Origin of the sequence: Pseudocitrobacter faecalis, from assembly GCF_965231525.1 — a bacterium.
GTDB classification, from domain to species: Bacteria; Pseudomonadota; Gammaproteobacteria; order Enterobacterales; family Enterobacteriaceae; genus Pseudocitrobacter; species Pseudocitrobacter faecalis.
Genome location: NZ_CBDDNJ010000002.1, coordinates 662,354 through 675,073 on the forward strand (window position 1 = coordinate 662,354; position 12,720 = coordinate 675,073).

Sequence of the window (12,720 nt, forward strand, 5' to 3'; positions counted from 1 at the left end):
CAAGAGTAAATTTTCGAAGCGGAGTATCAGTGAAAAAGCACGACGGCATATCAAAATACAAGCTATATAAAATAGCTGCAGAGTCTTTGAGAAATAGTATCCGTCTTCATTTTGACTCAATTTTGCTCTATGAGAACGGTTCGTATCCAAGTGCATTTCAGCTTTCAGTCTTGGCGCTTGAAGAGTTCTCAAAAGCCATTTGGGTAGATCACTACATTTGGTCATCTGAAACTAATGAGGGCTATCCAGATGTTCAGTTTGAGCAGGCATGGTTAAAACTTTTATACCTACATCCCAAAAAACAGTGGAATTTTGTAGCAAGAGAAATAGATGATTATTCTCCGGGTTTTATTTCACTGATACAGAGAAGGGAATTAGAAGAGAAAAAGCAGAATGCTATATATGTTGGTTTGTCTCGTATGAAAGGAGGTGTTGATATCGATAGCCGAGTTTCTACCCCTTGGAGAATTAAACAAAAAGATGCTAGGCAGTTTATATCAGTAATCAATGATGAATTACTAAGGATAATTGCGAGAATTGAGGAGGATGAGTTTTATTTCGAGGGAGGCAAAGGGATGGATGAGGTGTTTGATTACGAAATATATAAAAATCTTTTGCAATGGCCTCATAAAAGCGGAATGAGAAATAATAGGTGGAGGAAGAAAAAGCATCTACGGAAATAAGAATCTTTTGTTTGTGATTTTATCTCCCCGCGCCTATCTCCAGCCGTCCGCTTCTCGCTCACAGGGGACACCCTAATCACCTCACCTGATCCTATGGAGAGAGAAAATGTCAGTATCCCCTGGTGCATTTACTTATTTAAAAATGACTCAACCGCTTTGGAGAACTCTTCTGGCTGATCGAGCATGACGAAGTGAAAACTGTTGTCGATCCGCGTGAAATGAATATCAGGTGCAGAGGCATAGGCCTGACGGTACATTGTATCCACACTGGCTGCAGGTATCCCGAACAGGGGGTCATACGCGTAAACGATCTCAATCGGCGCTTTAATACGGCCAAGCTCGGGACGCAAATCGGTAATCATCAACTCATACACCGCATCCGCAACAGTTTTGCTATCGGAATGAATAGCCGCATTGACCTGCCCCCACGATTAGATACAACACTCAGTTAGTAACGTCGGAATCTTCATTCTCAGAATGACCCTTTCTCCAGCCCGCTGCAAATTCAGACGGTGTCTGATAATTCAGCGTGGAGTGCGGGCGGCATTCGTTATAATCCTGCCGCCAGTCATTAATAATTTTCCTGGCATGAACGATATCGCTGAACCAGTGCTCATTCAAACATTCATCGCGAAATCGTCCGTTAAAGCTCTCAATAAATCCGTTCTGCGTTGGCTTGCCCGGCTGGATTAAGCGCAACTCAACACCATGCTCAAAGGCCCATTGATCCAGTGCACGGCAAGTGAACTCCGGCCCCTGGTCAGTTCTTATCGTCGCCGGATAGCCTCGAAACAGTGCAATGCTGTCCAGAATACGCGTGACCTGAACGCCTGAAATCCCAAAGGCAACAGTGACCGTCAGGCATTCCTTTGTGAAATCATCGACGCAGGTAAGACACTTGATCCTGCGACCGGTGGAAAGTGCGTCCATGACGAAATCCATCGACCAGGTCAGATTGGGCGCCGCCGGACGGAGCAGCGGCAGACGTTCTGTTGCCAGCCCTTTACGACGTCTTCTGCGTTTTACGCCCAGGCCACTGAGGTGATAAAGCCGGTACACGCGCTTATGATTAACATGAAGCCCTTCACGGCGCAGCAACTGCCAAATACGACGGTAGCCAAAACGCCTGCGCTCCAGTGCCAGCTCAGTGATGCGCCCTGATAAATGCGCATCAGCAGCCGGACGGTGAGCCTCATAGCGGCAGGTCGACAGGGATAAACCTGTAAGCCTGCAGGCACGACGTTGCGACAGACCGGTCGCATCACACATCAACATCACGGCTTCCCGCTTCTGGTCTGTCGTCAGTACTTTCGCCCAAGAGCCACCTGAAGCGCCTCTTTATCCAGCATGGCTTCGGCAAGCAGCTTCTTGAGTCTGGCGTTCTCTTCCTCAAGCGACTTCAGGCGCTTAACTTCAGGCACCTCCATACCGCCATACTTCTTACGCCAGATGTAAAACGTGGCATCGGAAATGGCATGCTTGCGGCAGAGTTCACGGGCGGGTACCCCAGCTTCGGCTTCGCGGAGAATACTGATGATCTGTTCATCGGAAAAACGCTTCTTCATGGGGATGTCCTCATGTGGCTTATGAAGACATTACTAACATCGGGGTGTACTAATCAACGGGGAGCAGGTCACCTCACCTGGCATTTTTTTGTATGGTTATCTTTCTTCGTATTGGAAAAGTTCATAATGTTACCCAAGTTTTTTTTAGCCATTCTAAACAAAGACTAACGCGTACGCAAAAGCTATCGTACTATGTTAAGAGTGGTCACTTCGACACAACGCTTAACAATCGAAACCCTGCCAGCAATGGCGGGGTTTTGTCGTTTAAGGAGCCAACCGTGAAAAATAAAAAAATGCTGGCATGCGTATCGGCAGATACCAGCATTCTGAAAGATAAGGTTGATGCTTTACTTGAAGTGCTTCCCGAGCATATCCCTAACGATCTTCTCAGCATGATCACGGGCCTGTTTAGCGATATCGTCTTTATGAACAGTTCGCCCACAATTGGTGCAGGTGGAACCCTCAATATCGTCTACGCTCTTGATTTCAATGCCGCTACGTACAGTCAGGTTATGACCACAGCCAGGGCATTTAAAGGGAACATTACTCATCAATAGCTCCTTGTCTGATTTGGTTATTTTTGGCGATTTAACGATATCAGATAGGAAAATCAGGAACTATAAAAATCATCAGGCTGCCATCCGGCGGCCTTTTTTATTTCAGGCTCCGGTAACCCTCACCGATGAGCTTCATCGTTAAATTCATACCGAGAGCCTGAAACTCACAGCCGCAGAAGCGGCATTTCTTCCCCTCATCTTTGAGAGGAGTTACATCGATAAGAGGGGGCTAAATGTCCGCAGAACCAATATCCGGCACTGCCGTTGCGTCGGCTGGGTTGGCTGGAGCGAGTGTCTTTGGATTGGCAACAGGTATTGATTACGGCGTTGTGTTTGGCGCATTCGCCGGCGCGGTGTTTTATGTGGCCACTGCGGCGGACGTTAGCCGGCTCCGGTTGGTAGCGTATTTCATCACCTCTTTCATCGTTGGCGTTCTTGGGGCCGGATTCATTGGGTCGAAGCTGACTGCGGCAACGCATTATGAAAAACCGTTAGATGCGCTCGGTGCAGTGATTATCTCTGCGCTGTGCATAAAAATTCTAACTTTTCTTAATAGCCAGGATTTAAACAGTCTGTTCGGAATGCTCTCCCGGTTACGGGGAGGAGGGACGAATGGTAATAAATGACCCATCCCTGCTGGTGGGGCAAATGCTCCACGCAGTGCTCGCCAGCGACGCCAGCGCGAAGGTCAACGCCGTTATCTGCCTGGTTATTGTTGGTGTCTTGATGTTCTACCAGCGCCGCGGATCACGGCATCGACCTGTGATTTCTTTCCTGGCTTATATGGCTGTGCTGGCGTACGCCGCTATCCCTTTCAAACTGATATTTGGCCTTTATTCCCAGTCGAGCTGGCTGGTGGTTGTGGTCAATGTTCTGATATGCGCGGCTGTTCTGTGGTGTCGCGGAAACGTTGCGCGTCTTATTGACGTACTGAGGCTCTGATGAATCAACAACTATTTCAGAAGGCGGCTGGTATTAGCGCCGGGTTAGCTGCGCGCTGGTTTCCGCATATTGATGCGGAGATGAAAAACTTCTGTATTAACGCGCCTCTGGATCAGGCGATGTTCATCGCTCAGATGGGGCACGAAAGTACCGGATTCACCCGGGTAGTGGAAAACCTCAACTATGCCGCTGAAAACCTTGTTCCCTTCTTTGGTAAGCATCGTATCACTGAGCAGCAGGCCGCAGCCCTGGGCAGAACGGCGACGCACCCGGCAAACCAGCAGGCTATCGCAAATCTTGTCTACGGCGGTGAGTGGGGCAAAAAGAACCTCGGCAATCAGGTAGCGGGCGATGGCTGGAAATATCGCGGTCGCGGGCTGAAGCAGGTTACCGGCCTGAGTAACTATCGAGCATGCGGACAGGCATTGAAGCTGGATCTCGTTACACATCCTGAGCTGCTGGAACAGGATGAATACGCTGCACGTTCCGCTGCATGGTTCTACGCCTCCCGCGGCTGCTTGCTTTATTCCGGTGACGTCGAACGCGTCACGTTGATCATCAACGGCGGGCGGAATGGGCTGGATAAGCGCCGTGCGCTGTTTAATCAGGCTAAATCTGTGCTGGTGTGAGACGTTTATGGGCGTAATCGAATTAATCATTGGCGCGGTTTGCGCGGTGCTGGCTGCCGCAGTTGGTGGCTTTGGTATTGGGCATATTCGCGGAACCAGCAAAGCCGAAGCGAAGGCAGACCAGCAGCGCACCGAAGAGAACGCAGCGGCAACCGTTGCGGTAGCAGAACGTAAAGCTGAAGTCACTAAAGAGGCCAGTAATGTTCAGCAGACTGTTAATCACATGCCTGATGACGATGTTGATCGCGAGCTGCGCGAAAACTTCACTCGCCCCGGTGGTGGTTGATACCGGGTGCCTATGGACCCGGATTATCTATCTGACCAACAACGATATCGACGTGCTGGATAAGCAGACGAAGCGCGACATCCTTGCGCATAACAAGGCTTGGCACGCAAATTGTCTGAAAGAGTTCACTGCCTCACGATAACTGTCATAATGTTTATGTACAGAGCTTGCTCGCTCTATTTATCTTGCGAATTCTTTTTAGTTTTAATCGGGCGGAAAGTAAATATGTCTCATAAACTTGATGATCTGGATAAATGGCTGAACGTGGAAACTTGGTACACAGGACATCACTTAGATGATGAGCGTTTCTACAAAGCTGTATACGCACTGCTGTTGGCTAATAAAGATATTGATGGCGAAGAGATCGGCAATTATATAGAGGCTCGTTACACAGGGAAACTGGCTGATGAGTTACTATTTGAGGTATCTCAAAGGGCGGTTATTCGATTCGAAATAATTCGGGATTTCTGTACCGCCAATAATATTACTAAGGCATGAAAATCCAAAAAGAAAACTCGGCCTCGCAATAGCGGGGCTTTTTTGTAACTGCATTTCACCGCGCACCGCAATGCGCAACTAACCACACCGAATCCGAACCCTTTGATATGAGCCTTCGAAGAAGTCAGTTAGTGCTGGCGAGCCTTCGGTGGGCTGATTTCTATTGCGGCGAAGGTTCATTTCAAAGTAAGGAAAACGTTATGCAATTAGTAGAGATTAAGAAACTCGACCTGGTCACTAATACCGCAGCTATCGCTGAAGGGGTAGGTCGAGAACATGACACCATCATCAAACTGGTTGACCGCAATAAAAGCGACCTTGAAGAGTTTGGTGAGGTCGGATTTGAAATCCGAGCTGGTTATAATAATGCAAAGGTTCGTGTTGCGGTACTTAACGAGCAGCAAACCACTCTGCTAATCACCTACATGCGAAACAATGAAGTTGTCAGGGCATTCAAAAAACGATTGGTCGCAGAGTTCTTCTCGATGCGTAGCACGCTGGCGAAGAAGAAAATGGATCGCAACTCCGCGCGCCTGGAATACAAACCCATGACAGACGCCATCAAACATGAGCGAGAGGCTCAGGGTAAGCAGATTGCCTCGCATCACTTCAGCAACGAAGCCGACCTGATTAATCGTCTGGCGCTTGGTATGACTGCAGCTAAGTTCCGCGTTCATCATGAAATCGGGAAGAAAGAGCCGATCCGCGATTACCTGACACCAGAACAAATTAACTGCATTACTGAACTACAGCGAGCAAATACTGTGTTCATCAGTATGGGGTGGGACTTTGAGCAGCGTAAAGAAGTGCTGAAAGGTATGTTCGATCGCAATCACCGTAAGCCGCTTATCGAAGAACAGCATCATCTGGCGGCCTAAGCTACAAAAATAGCTTCGAGAGCCACTTTCACAACGGCTTTCCATTACAAAGCTCATCTGCTGGTGGGCTTGATAATGGGAAAACAGTGATGCCTATAAGTTTTGGTAATTAGAAAAAACCTCAGATAAGTGCTAAAAATTTTCCCAGTAAACAATGATGAGATGAAGAATGAAAATCCTGGGATTTGATGAGCACAGAACAAAACGTGAGAGTGGTGCATTAAAGTTCTTTGAGCTGGAGCGTGTACCAAGCAGTGACTGGGTAAAGATATTCGAAAGCCTGTTCACAAAAAGTGGTGATGAGGCGTGGGTTGAGGGGTATTGCATAGTAACGAACTGCCCAAGCAGCGACATAGCTGAAAGGCTAGTGCAGTTACAATCAAAGTGTGAAGAAGCAAACACAATATTCAGAACTAAGAACTCAACTCTTTGAACAGTAATCGCCGCCTACGGGCGGCTTTTTTAATGCGCATCGCACGCGCACATCAAAGAAAGTCTTTCAGCTGTGAGCCTGGGCACGCCGTTAGCCGGAATTGGCGATTTAGCAATGCAGAGGGAGATTAACTATGGCATCCAATTCACCTTGGCATAGCCTCTACAATTCCAAGCGTTGGTACCGACTCCGCTATCACCAGCTTCAGAAGCAACCTCTTTGTGAGTTCCACCTCCGGCGCAATCAGGTGATAGCGGCAACGATCGTTGACCATGTCATCCCGCACAAAGGAGACGATAGGCTCTTTCATGATCCGGATAATCTTCAGTCACTTTGCAAACGCTGCCACGACTCGGTAAAGCAGAGGATGGAGAAGGGCGGAACGGTCACCGAGTTCGATAATGAAGGCCGTGTTATCTGGTAACAGGAACAGGCAGGGGGGAGGGGTAAAACTCTGGTACCAAATTCTTAAAGACCGCGCCCTCAACTCTTTTTTTAAAAACGTCCAGAAAAAAAGGAAAAACCGATGGCACAGCGAGGCAGAAAGTCTCTGGCTGCGACGTCTGCTGTCTCGTTGCCGGCACTGGCTGAAAGCAGGCTGCAGCCGTCCATTCATCTGAGTGATCCGGAAATTAATGTATGGGTAAGGCTCGTTAATGACAATCCAGCCAGTTCATTCACTGAAACTCATCGAGACATGATGGAGATGTACTGCCGCCATGTTGTTCAGGCCAGAATAATCACCACTCAGCTTGAAGAGTTTGAACTGGAGTGGCTATCGCGCGAGGACGGACTTAAGCGGTACGACAAGCTTCTTGCCATGCGCGAGCGTGAAGTGCGCTCGGCATCTTCACTGGCAACACGTTTAAGGATCACCCGCCAGGCTACTGCCGACCCAAAAACAGTTGGCCGAGCGCACAACAATCTGGCTCGGGAGAAAAAACCCTGGGAAATTGATTAAGGCTCTTTGATGGCAAAAAAAAATCTGACAAGAGCCGAGAGAAATATTCTCTGGTGCGAAAGAAATATTGTTATTCCTGAAGGAAAGTTCGTGGGCCAGCCACTGAAAATGGCTGAGTTCATGAAGGATGATTTTAGGGCTATTTTCGATAACAAGCATGGCACACGTCGCGCAATTATCAGCCGTGGGCGAAAGAACGCCAAAACGGTAGAGACCGCCATGCTGATGCTGCTCTACCTGGTGGGGCCGGAGGCGGCGCCGAACTCGCAGCTGTATTCTGCCGCACGCTCGCGTGACCAGGCGGCCATTCTGTTTAACCTGGCCTCCAAGATGTGCCGGATGAATCCGGTGCTCATGCAGTATGTGGCGATAAAGGACTCGGCGAAAGAAATTCACTGCCCCGAACTGGGTTCTTATTATCGGGCGCTGAGCGCAGAGGCCACGACTGCCTATGGTTTCTCGCCTCGATTTGTCGCGCATGATGAACTGGGGCAGGTTCGTGGGCCCCGTGATCCCCTTTATGAAGCACTGGAAACTGCGACTGCTGCTCAGGATAACCCTATCTCGGTGATTATCAGCACTCAGGCGCCCGATGCGAGCGATCTACTCAGCCTGCTGATTGATGATGGACTGACCGGTGCTGACCCGCGCACGGTGGTCCGTCTACAGACGGCCCCGGAAGATATCGATCCTTTCTCCGTTGACGCCATAAGGCTGGCAAACCCGGCCTTCGATGTGTTTATGAACCAGAAAGAAGTGCTTGATATGGCCGCCAGCGCGAAGCGCCTCCCGTCACGACAGGCTGAGTTTGAGAACCTTGTGCTGAATCGCAGGGTTGAAGCTAAAAGTCCTTTCGTCAGTCAGACAGTCTGGCACATGAATAAAGAAGAACCCGGCGAGCTGGCAGGGGCTACCGTCTGGGGCGGGCTGGACCTTTCCAGTGTCTCGGACCTTACCGCACTGGTACTCAACACAACCCAGGGTGATGTGCACTGTAAGTTCTGGCTACCTGAAGAGGGGCTGGCGGACAAGGCGCGTAACGATCGAGTGCCTTATGACATCTGGGCCAGGCAGGGTTTTCTCAATACGACACCCGGAAAGGCCATTGAATATGCATTTATTGCGCGCGAACTGCGGCGCGTTTTCGACATTTGCAATGTCAGGGCGCTGGCGTTCGACCGTTACAACATGCGTTTCCTTCGCCCACATCTAATAGACGCAGGATTCACGGAAACTGAGCTCGAGCGATTCGTGGAATTCGGACAGGGCTTTGTCTCCATGTCACCTGCGCTGAGGGAGCTGGAAGCCAAGCTACTCGGAGTGCAGCTTAAACATGGCAACCATCCGATCCTCGAAATGTGCGCCAAAAACGCCACGGTTATTTCTGATCCCGCCGGAAACCGAAAGTTTGTGAAAGGTAAATCAAGCGGGCGTATCGATGGAATGGTTGCTCTGGCGATGTCAATCGGCGCCCAGACGAGTGATGAGGTGGAGGATCCAGGCGACGTCAATGATTTCATTTATAACTTCTTGAGCGTGTAAAAATGGCAGATACCGATTACAGCATTGACCTGCGAACGCGATCGCCATTCTGGGCGCGCATGGCCTCCATCCTGACAGGGGGCCGCCTTGTGACGCCTGACAAGGGCTCGCAGATGGCAGGAACGTCCGCGCACGGTGTGGTTGGCGACTCCGTAGTGACTGACGAGCGAAATATGCAAATCAGCACTGTGTGGGCATGCATCAGGCTTATCTCTACCGTGACCGCATCATTACCCCTTGATGTCTACCAGACCAAAGACAATCAGAGAAGCAAGGTACCTGGCACACACCCTCTCGCGAGGTTACTGCGCTTCCGTCCCAACAATTTCATGACCGCGCTGGAGTTTCGTGAGGCCATGACCATGCAGCTTTGTGCTTATGGAAACGCCTACGCGCATGTGGAGCGAAACAGCGTCGGCGACGTTATCAGCATGGTTCCGCTGATGAGCGCCAATATGGAAGTGCGGCTCAGTGAAAACGGCAAAACCATTATCTACCGCTACCAGCGTGATACTGAATATGCCAATTTTTCGCAGAAAGAAATTTTCCATCTTAAGGGATTTGGCTTCAACGGACTGACCGGCCTGTCTCCGCTGGCGTTCAGCGCGAAGTCTGCAGGTGTCGCCATTGCCATGGAAGACAATCAGCGTGAGTTTTTCGCAAACGGCGCGAAGTCTCCTCAGATCCTGATGACCGATGGCAAGGTGCTTACCAAAGAGCAGCGTGGACAGCTGGAGGAAAACTTCAAGGAGATTGCTGGCGGCCCGGTTAAAAAGCGCCTCTGGATCCTGGAGAGCGGTTTTACAACTCAAGCTATTGGCGTCTCTCCTCAGGACTCGGAAATTCTGGCCGCACGAAAGTTTCAGGTTGCCGAGCTGGCGCGGTTCTATGGTGTACCGCCGCACCTGGTCGGTGATGTGGAAAAAACAACATCGTGGGGCTCGGGGATTGAGCAGCAAAACCTGGGCTTTCTCCAGTACACCCTCAAGCCCTATCTCGATCGGTGGGAGTACAGCATTGAACGCTGGCTGGTTAAAGAGTCCGAACAGGGCACTATTCACGCTGAGCATAACCTCGATGGGCTGCTGCGCGGTGATTCAACAAGCCGGGCATCGTTTATGCAGATCATGGTTAACACCGGGATCCGAACCGTTAACGAAGTGCGGCGACTGGACAACCTGCCGCCTCTGCCAGGGGGTGACGTTGCCACCCGCCAGTCGCAGAACGTACCCATTACCGACCTTGGAACAAACAATAAGTCCCTCAATGAAGGGACTTAATTTTTATGGGGGCCATGATGCCTGACATTCACAAAACACTGGCTTTTGACCAGACCGAAATTAAGTTCACCGGCGACGGTGAAAGCGGCATCTTTGAGGGGTACGCCTCCGTTTTTAATAATACTGATTCTGACGGCGATATTATCCTTCCCGGCGCATTCAGCGGTGTTATTTCCGGTCAGAGTCGTAAGGTGGCGATGTTCTTTAACCATCAGACGCGCGCTATCCCGGTCGGCAAATGGGATTCCATGCATGAGGATGAAAAAGGTTTGTTTGTCCGTGGGCAACTCACTCCAGGACTAAGCCTCTCTGAAGACCTGAAAGCGGCGATGAAACATGGCACCGTTGATGGGATGTCAGTGGGATTCTCTGTCGGCCCTGATGATTACACCGTTGGTTCGTCCGGCCTCATCTTCAAAAATATTTCGTACCTGCGGGAAATCAGTGTCTGCACTTTCCCGGCCAACGAGCTGGCGGGTATCACCGCCATGAAGTGCATCGACAGTATCAAAACCATTCGTGACGCGGAGGCCTGGCTGAGGGATTCAGTCGGTTTAACGCGCGCAGAAGCGCAGGCATTTATTGCCCGCGTGAAGTCCGCAGGCCGGAGCGAGTCCGGTAGCGGCGACATTGACGCGCTGGCACAGCGCATAACTTCATTTGCCGCTAATCTGCGGAATGCATAACGGAGTACCACATGTCTGAATTAGCAACCCTCGAAAAAGCGATTGAGAATTCACAGAAAGAAGTGAAAGAACTCATCGAAGAGCAGCGTAAATCCATCAGCCAGAACGGCGAAATCAACAAACAGCTGCAGACCGACCTGACCAAAGCGCAGGAAGAGCTGAAAACCACCGGCTCCCGCCTGTTCGATCTGGAACAGAAGCTGGCAGGAAACTCGCCTGACCAGACCACCCAGAAGTCCTTTGCGGAGCGCGTTTCTGAAGACCTGATGAAAGGCTGGGACGGCTCCCGCACTAAAGCAAAAGTCACCAGTTTCGATAAGGCGATCGGTTCTGGCGCTGCATCCGCCGGTGTGCTTGTACAGCCCCAGCAGGTACCTGGTATTCTGATGCCGGGCCTGCGTCGCCTGACCGTTCGTGACCTGCTGGCACAAGGGCGCATCACCAGTAACGCGCTGGAATATGTGCGTGAAAATGTGTTTACCAACGCCGCCGCACCGGTTGCTGAAGGCACCCTCAAACCAGAGAGTAATATCACGTTCACCAAAGAAACGGCGAATGTGAAAACCATTGCCCACTGGATCCAGGCATCACGCCAGATTATGGATGACGCCCCGGCGCTGCAGTCCTATATCAACTCCCGCATGATGTACGGTCTGGCGCTGGTGGAAGAGAATCAGATGCTTAACGGTGATGGCACCGGCGACAATCTCCAGGGGTTGAACGTGGTGGCGAACGAATACGAAACCGCACTTAACGCGACCGGGGATACAGGTGCTGATGTTCTGGCACATGCCATCTATCAGGTGTCACTAAGTGAGTTCGAAGCCGACGGCATCATCCTCAACCCGGCCGACTGGCATCGCATCGCACTGCTGAAAGACGCTAATGGCAATTACATCCTCGGCGGCCCTCAGGCGTTTGCCTCGAAAGTACTCTGGGGCCTGCCGGTTGTATCAACCACAGCGCAGACGGCAGGAAAGTTCACCGTTGGTGCATTTGGCCTGGCGTCTCAGGTGTGGGACCGCATGGATGCCACTATCGAGATCAGTAACCAGGATCGCGATAACTTCGTTAAAAACATGCTGACCATTCTGTGCGAAGAGCGTCTGGCTCTGGCGCACTACCGTCCCGCAGCTATCGTGACTGGCGATATTGCGATTTCTTCCGGCGAATAACAGCAGGGCGCGGTCAGAAATGGCCGCGTTTACGATATGAAAATTAAAGCTCTCCGTATGTTCTCACATTACCACCTCGGAACTGTATCCCAGGGCGAGAGCCGGGTGGTGAAGAAAGAGATCGGCGACGTGCTGGTGAAACTGCGCCTTGCCGAAGAGATTGAGCCCGAAAAGGCGGAAACTTCCGTTCCTGAACAACCTGTAAAAGCTAAATCCGGGGGTAAAGGTGGAAATAAGCGCGGAGCAGATGGCGCTGATAAAGACGCATCTGAGGGTTGACAGCGACGCCGAAGATTCGCTCATCACTGCCTACGCTTCAGCGGCCATCGATTACGTTGAATTGTTCTGCGACGGCGCGCTGGTAGAAGCGTTGACGCCGCCAGCGGAAGGTGAGGCTTCTCCCCGTGAGATTCTTTTTACACCCGGCATCTGGGCGGCAATTCTATTGCTTATTGGCCACTGGTATGCGAACCGCGAAGCAGCAGCGCAAAATCTCACGGACATGCCGTTGGGCGTTGAGGCCTTGTTGATAAGACACCGGAGGTGGCACTGATGGCATGTTCCGGATGCGCCGCCCGACGTGAGTGGCTTAAAAAGTGGATGAA

General features: G+C 50.9%; 20 protein-coding genes. 17 read left to right on the top strand and 3 right to left on the bottom strand.

The window, feature by feature from the left end:
• The first annotated feature begins 29 nt into the window (after positions 1-29).
• Entirely contained in the window at positions 30-683 is a 654-nt protein-coding gene (locus tag ACOXYR_RS03805; RefSeq protein ID WP_421356624.1) for an AbiV family abortive infection protein, read from the top strand.
• Positions 684-811: 128 nt separating this feature from the next.
• Here ACOXYR_RS03805 and ACOXYR_RS03810 read toward each other — a convergent pair whose 3' ends face one another.
• From ACOXYR_RS03810 to ACOXYR_RS03820, 3 genes are all read right to left on the bottom strand, one after another.
• On the bottom strand, positions 812-1,048 hold the full coding sequence (locus ACOXYR_RS03810) for an alpha/beta fold hydrolase (RefSeq protein WP_421356625.1): 237 nt from the start codon (positions 1,046-1,048) through the stop codon (positions 812-814).
• A gap of 79 nt (positions 1,049-1,127) precedes the next feature.
• A protein-coding gene (locus tag ACOXYR_RS03815) for an IS3-like element ISSen4 family transposase (RefSeq protein ID WP_096147877.1) occupies positions 1,128-2,248 on the bottom strand; the annotation gives its coding sequence in 2 pieces (ribosomal slippage) (positions 1,128-1,990 and positions 1,990-2,248; 1,122 coding nt in all).
• Positions 2,249-2,595: 347 nt separating this feature from the next.
• Positions 2,596-2,799 carry an ECs_2282 family putative zinc-binding protein gene (locus ACOXYR_RS03820; RefSeq protein ID WP_421356238.1) on the bottom strand — a complete coding sequence of 68 codons (204 nt, stop codon included), beginning with the start codon at positions 2,797-2,799 and terminating at the stop codon, positions 2,596-2,598.
• Between the two features lie 239 nt (positions 2,800-3,038).
• Between ACOXYR_RS03820 and ACOXYR_RS03825 the strand changes: the two genes are divergently transcribed.
• The 16 genes from ACOXYR_RS03825 to ACOXYR_RS03900 all read left to right on the top strand — a co-directional run bounded on the left by ACOXYR_RS03825 (position 3,039) and on the right by ACOXYR_RS03900 (position 12,668).
• Positions 3,039-3,431, top strand: coding sequence for a phage holin family protein (locus ACOXYR_RS03825; protein ID WP_113857623.1), 393 nt, complete (start codon positions 3,039-3,041; stop codon positions 3,429-3,431).
• A 22-nt stretch (positions 3,432-3,453) separates the two neighbouring features.
• Positions 3,454-3,747 (top strand): phage holin family protein, encoded by a 294-nt coding sequence (locus tag ACOXYR_RS03830; RefSeq protein ID WP_375875955.1) that lies wholly within the window; start codon positions 3,454-3,456, stop codon positions 3,745-3,747.
• Positions 3,747-4,376 (top strand): glycoside hydrolase family 19 protein, encoded by a 630-nt coding sequence (locus ACOXYR_RS03835; protein ID WP_113857622.1) that lies wholly within the window; start codon positions 3,747-3,749, stop codon positions 4,374-4,376. The genes ACOXYR_RS03830 and ACOXYR_RS03835 overlap by 1 nt, the downstream gene beginning before the upstream one ends.
• Positions 4,377-4,383: 7 nt before the next feature.
• A complete protein-coding gene (locus ACOXYR_RS03840; protein ID WP_113857621.1) occupies positions 4,384-4,662 on the top strand; it encodes a hypothetical protein in 279 nt (92 codons plus the stop codon).
• A complete protein-coding gene (locus ACOXYR_RS03845; RefSeq protein ID WP_113857620.1) occupies positions 4,613-4,804 on the top strand; it encodes a hypothetical protein in 192 nt (63 codons plus the stop codon). The genes ACOXYR_RS03840 and ACOXYR_RS03845 overlap by 50 nt, the downstream gene beginning before the upstream one ends.
• 83 nt (positions 4,805-4,887) lie before the next feature.
• A complete protein-coding gene (locus tag ACOXYR_RS03850) occupies positions 4,888-5,160 on the top strand; it encodes a hypothetical protein (RefSeq protein ID WP_113857619.1) in 273 nt (90 codons plus the stop codon).
• Positions 5,161-5,360: 200 nt separating this feature from the next.
• The gene (locus ACOXYR_RS03855; RefSeq protein ID WP_113857618.1) at positions 5,361-6,038 is read left to right on the top strand and encodes a Rha family transcriptional regulator; all 678 of its coding nucleotides are present in this window, start codon (positions 5,361-5,363) and stop codon (positions 6,036-6,038) included.
• 169 nt (positions 6,039-6,207) lie between these two features.
• Complete coding sequence (locus ACOXYR_RS03860; RefSeq protein ID WP_113857617.1) at positions 6,208-6,471, top strand: hypothetical protein; 264 nt, start codon at positions 6,208-6,210, stop codon at positions 6,469-6,471.
• 133 nt (positions 6,472-6,604) lie between these two features.
• Positions 6,605-6,895 (top strand): HNH endonuclease, encoded by a 291-nt coding sequence (locus ACOXYR_RS03865; protein WP_040084899.1) that lies wholly within the window; start codon positions 6,605-6,607, stop codon positions 6,893-6,895.
• A 102-nt stretch (positions 6,896-6,997) separates the two neighbouring features.
• Positions 6,998-7,432 carry a hypothetical protein gene (locus ACOXYR_RS03870; protein ID WP_097475620.1) on the top strand — a complete coding sequence of 145 codons (435 nt, stop codon included), beginning with the start codon at positions 6,998-7,000 and terminating at the stop codon, positions 7,430-7,432.
• A gap of 9 nt (positions 7,433-7,441) precedes the next feature.
• Positions 7,442-8,974: a terminase large subunit gene (locus ACOXYR_RS03875; protein WP_113857616.1), complete on the top strand. Its 1,533-nt coding sequence runs from the start codon at positions 7,442-7,444 to the stop codon at positions 8,972-8,974.
• 2 nt (positions 8,975-8,976) lie between these two features.
• The gene (locus ACOXYR_RS03880; protein WP_097475622.1) at positions 8,977-10,254 is read left to right on the top strand and encodes a phage portal protein; all 1,278 of its coding nucleotides are present in this window, start codon (positions 8,977-8,979) and stop codon (positions 10,252-10,254) included.
• Between the two features lie 17 nt (positions 10,255-10,271).
• On the top strand, positions 10,272-10,940 hold the full coding sequence (locus ACOXYR_RS03885; RefSeq protein WP_234625718.1) for an HK97 family phage prohead protease: 669 nt from the start codon (positions 10,272-10,274) through the stop codon (positions 10,938-10,940).
• Positions 10,941-10,951: 11 nt separating this feature from the next.
• Positions 10,952-12,115 carry a phage major capsid protein gene (locus ACOXYR_RS03890; protein ID WP_097475624.1) on the top strand — a complete coding sequence of 388 codons (1,164 nt, stop codon included), beginning with the start codon at positions 10,952-10,954 and terminating at the stop codon, positions 12,113-12,115.
• 36 nt (positions 12,116-12,151) lie between these two features.
• Positions 12,152-12,394, top strand: a complete 243-nt coding sequence (locus ACOXYR_RS03895; RefSeq protein WP_137349863.1) for a hypothetical protein — start codon at positions 12,152-12,154, stop codon at positions 12,392-12,394.
• Entirely contained in the window at positions 12,363-12,668 is a 306-nt protein-coding gene (locus ACOXYR_RS03900; protein WP_252182536.1) for a head-tail connector protein, read from the top strand. The genes ACOXYR_RS03895 and ACOXYR_RS03900 overlap by 32 nt, the downstream gene beginning before the upstream one ends.
• The last annotated feature ends 52 nt before the right edge of the window (positions 12,669-12,720 follow it).

What these genes read in the sequence shown, in the direction of transcription:
- ACOXYR_RS03820 (WP_421356238.1), bottom strand. Translation starts at nt 2,799, where the DNA reads ATGAGTAATGTTCCCTTTAAATGCCCTGGCTGTGGTCATAACCTGACT.
- ACOXYR_RS03825 (WP_113857623.1), top strand. Translation starts at nt 3,039, where the DNA reads ATGTCCGCAGAACCAATATCCGGCACTGCCGTTGCGTCGGCTGGGTTG.
- ACOXYR_RS03830 (WP_375875955.1), top strand. Translation starts at nt 3,454, where the DNA reads ATGCTCCACGCAGTGCTCGCCAGCGACGCCAGCGCGAAGGTCAACGCC.
- ACOXYR_RS03835 (WP_113857622.1), top strand. Translation starts at nt 3,747, where the DNA reads ATGAATCAACAACTATTTCAGAAGGCGGCTGGTATTAGCGCCGGGTTA.
- ACOXYR_RS03840 (WP_113857621.1), top strand. Translation starts at nt 4,384, where the DNA reads ATGGGCGTAATCGAATTAATCATTGGCGCGGTTTGCGCGGTGCTGGCT.
- ACOXYR_RS03845 (WP_113857620.1), top strand. Translation starts at nt 4,613, where the DNA reads ATGTTGATCGCGAGCTGCGCGAAAACTTCACTCGCCCCGGTGGTGGTT.
- ACOXYR_RS03850 (WP_113857619.1), top strand. Translation starts at nt 4,888, where the DNA reads ATGTCTCATAAACTTGATGATCTGGATAAATGGCTGAACGTGGAAACT.
- ACOXYR_RS03855 (WP_113857618.1), top strand. Translation starts at nt 5,361, where the DNA reads ATGCAATTAGTAGAGATTAAGAAACTCGACCTGGTCACTAATACCGCA.
- ACOXYR_RS03860 (WP_113857617.1), top strand. Translation starts at nt 6,208, where the DNA reads ATGAAAATCCTGGGATTTGATGAGCACAGAACAAAACGTGAGAGTGGT.
- ACOXYR_RS03865 (WP_040084899.1), top strand. Translation starts at nt 6,605, where the DNA reads ATGGCATCCAATTCACCTTGGCATAGCCTCTACAATTCCAAGCGTTGG.
- ACOXYR_RS03870 (WP_097475620.1), top strand. Translation starts at nt 6,998, where the DNA reads ATGGCACAGCGAGGCAGAAAGTCTCTGGCTGCGACGTCTGCTGTCTCG.
- ACOXYR_RS03875 (WP_113857616.1), top strand. Translation starts at nt 7,442, where the DNA reads ATGGCAAAAAAAAATCTGACAAGAGCCGAGAGAAATATTCTCTGGTGC.
- ACOXYR_RS03880 (WP_097475622.1), top strand. Translation starts at nt 8,977, where the DNA reads ATGGCAGATACCGATTACAGCATTGACCTGCGAACGCGATCGCCATTC.
- ACOXYR_RS03885 (WP_234625718.1), top strand. Translation starts at nt 10,272, where the DNA reads ATGCCTGACATTCACAAAACACTGGCTTTTGACCAGACCGAAATTAAG.
- ACOXYR_RS03890 (WP_097475624.1), top strand. Translation starts at nt 10,952, where the DNA reads ATGTCTGAATTAGCAACCCTCGAAAAAGCGATTGAGAATTCACAGAAA.
- ACOXYR_RS03895 (WP_137349863.1), top strand. Translation starts at nt 12,152, where the DNA reads ATGAAAATTAAAGCTCTCCGTATGTTCTCACATTACCACCTCGGAACT.
- ACOXYR_RS03900 (WP_252182536.1), top strand. Translation starts at nt 12,363, where the DNA reads ATGGCGCTGATAAAGACGCATCTGAGGGTTGACAGCGACGCCGAAGAT.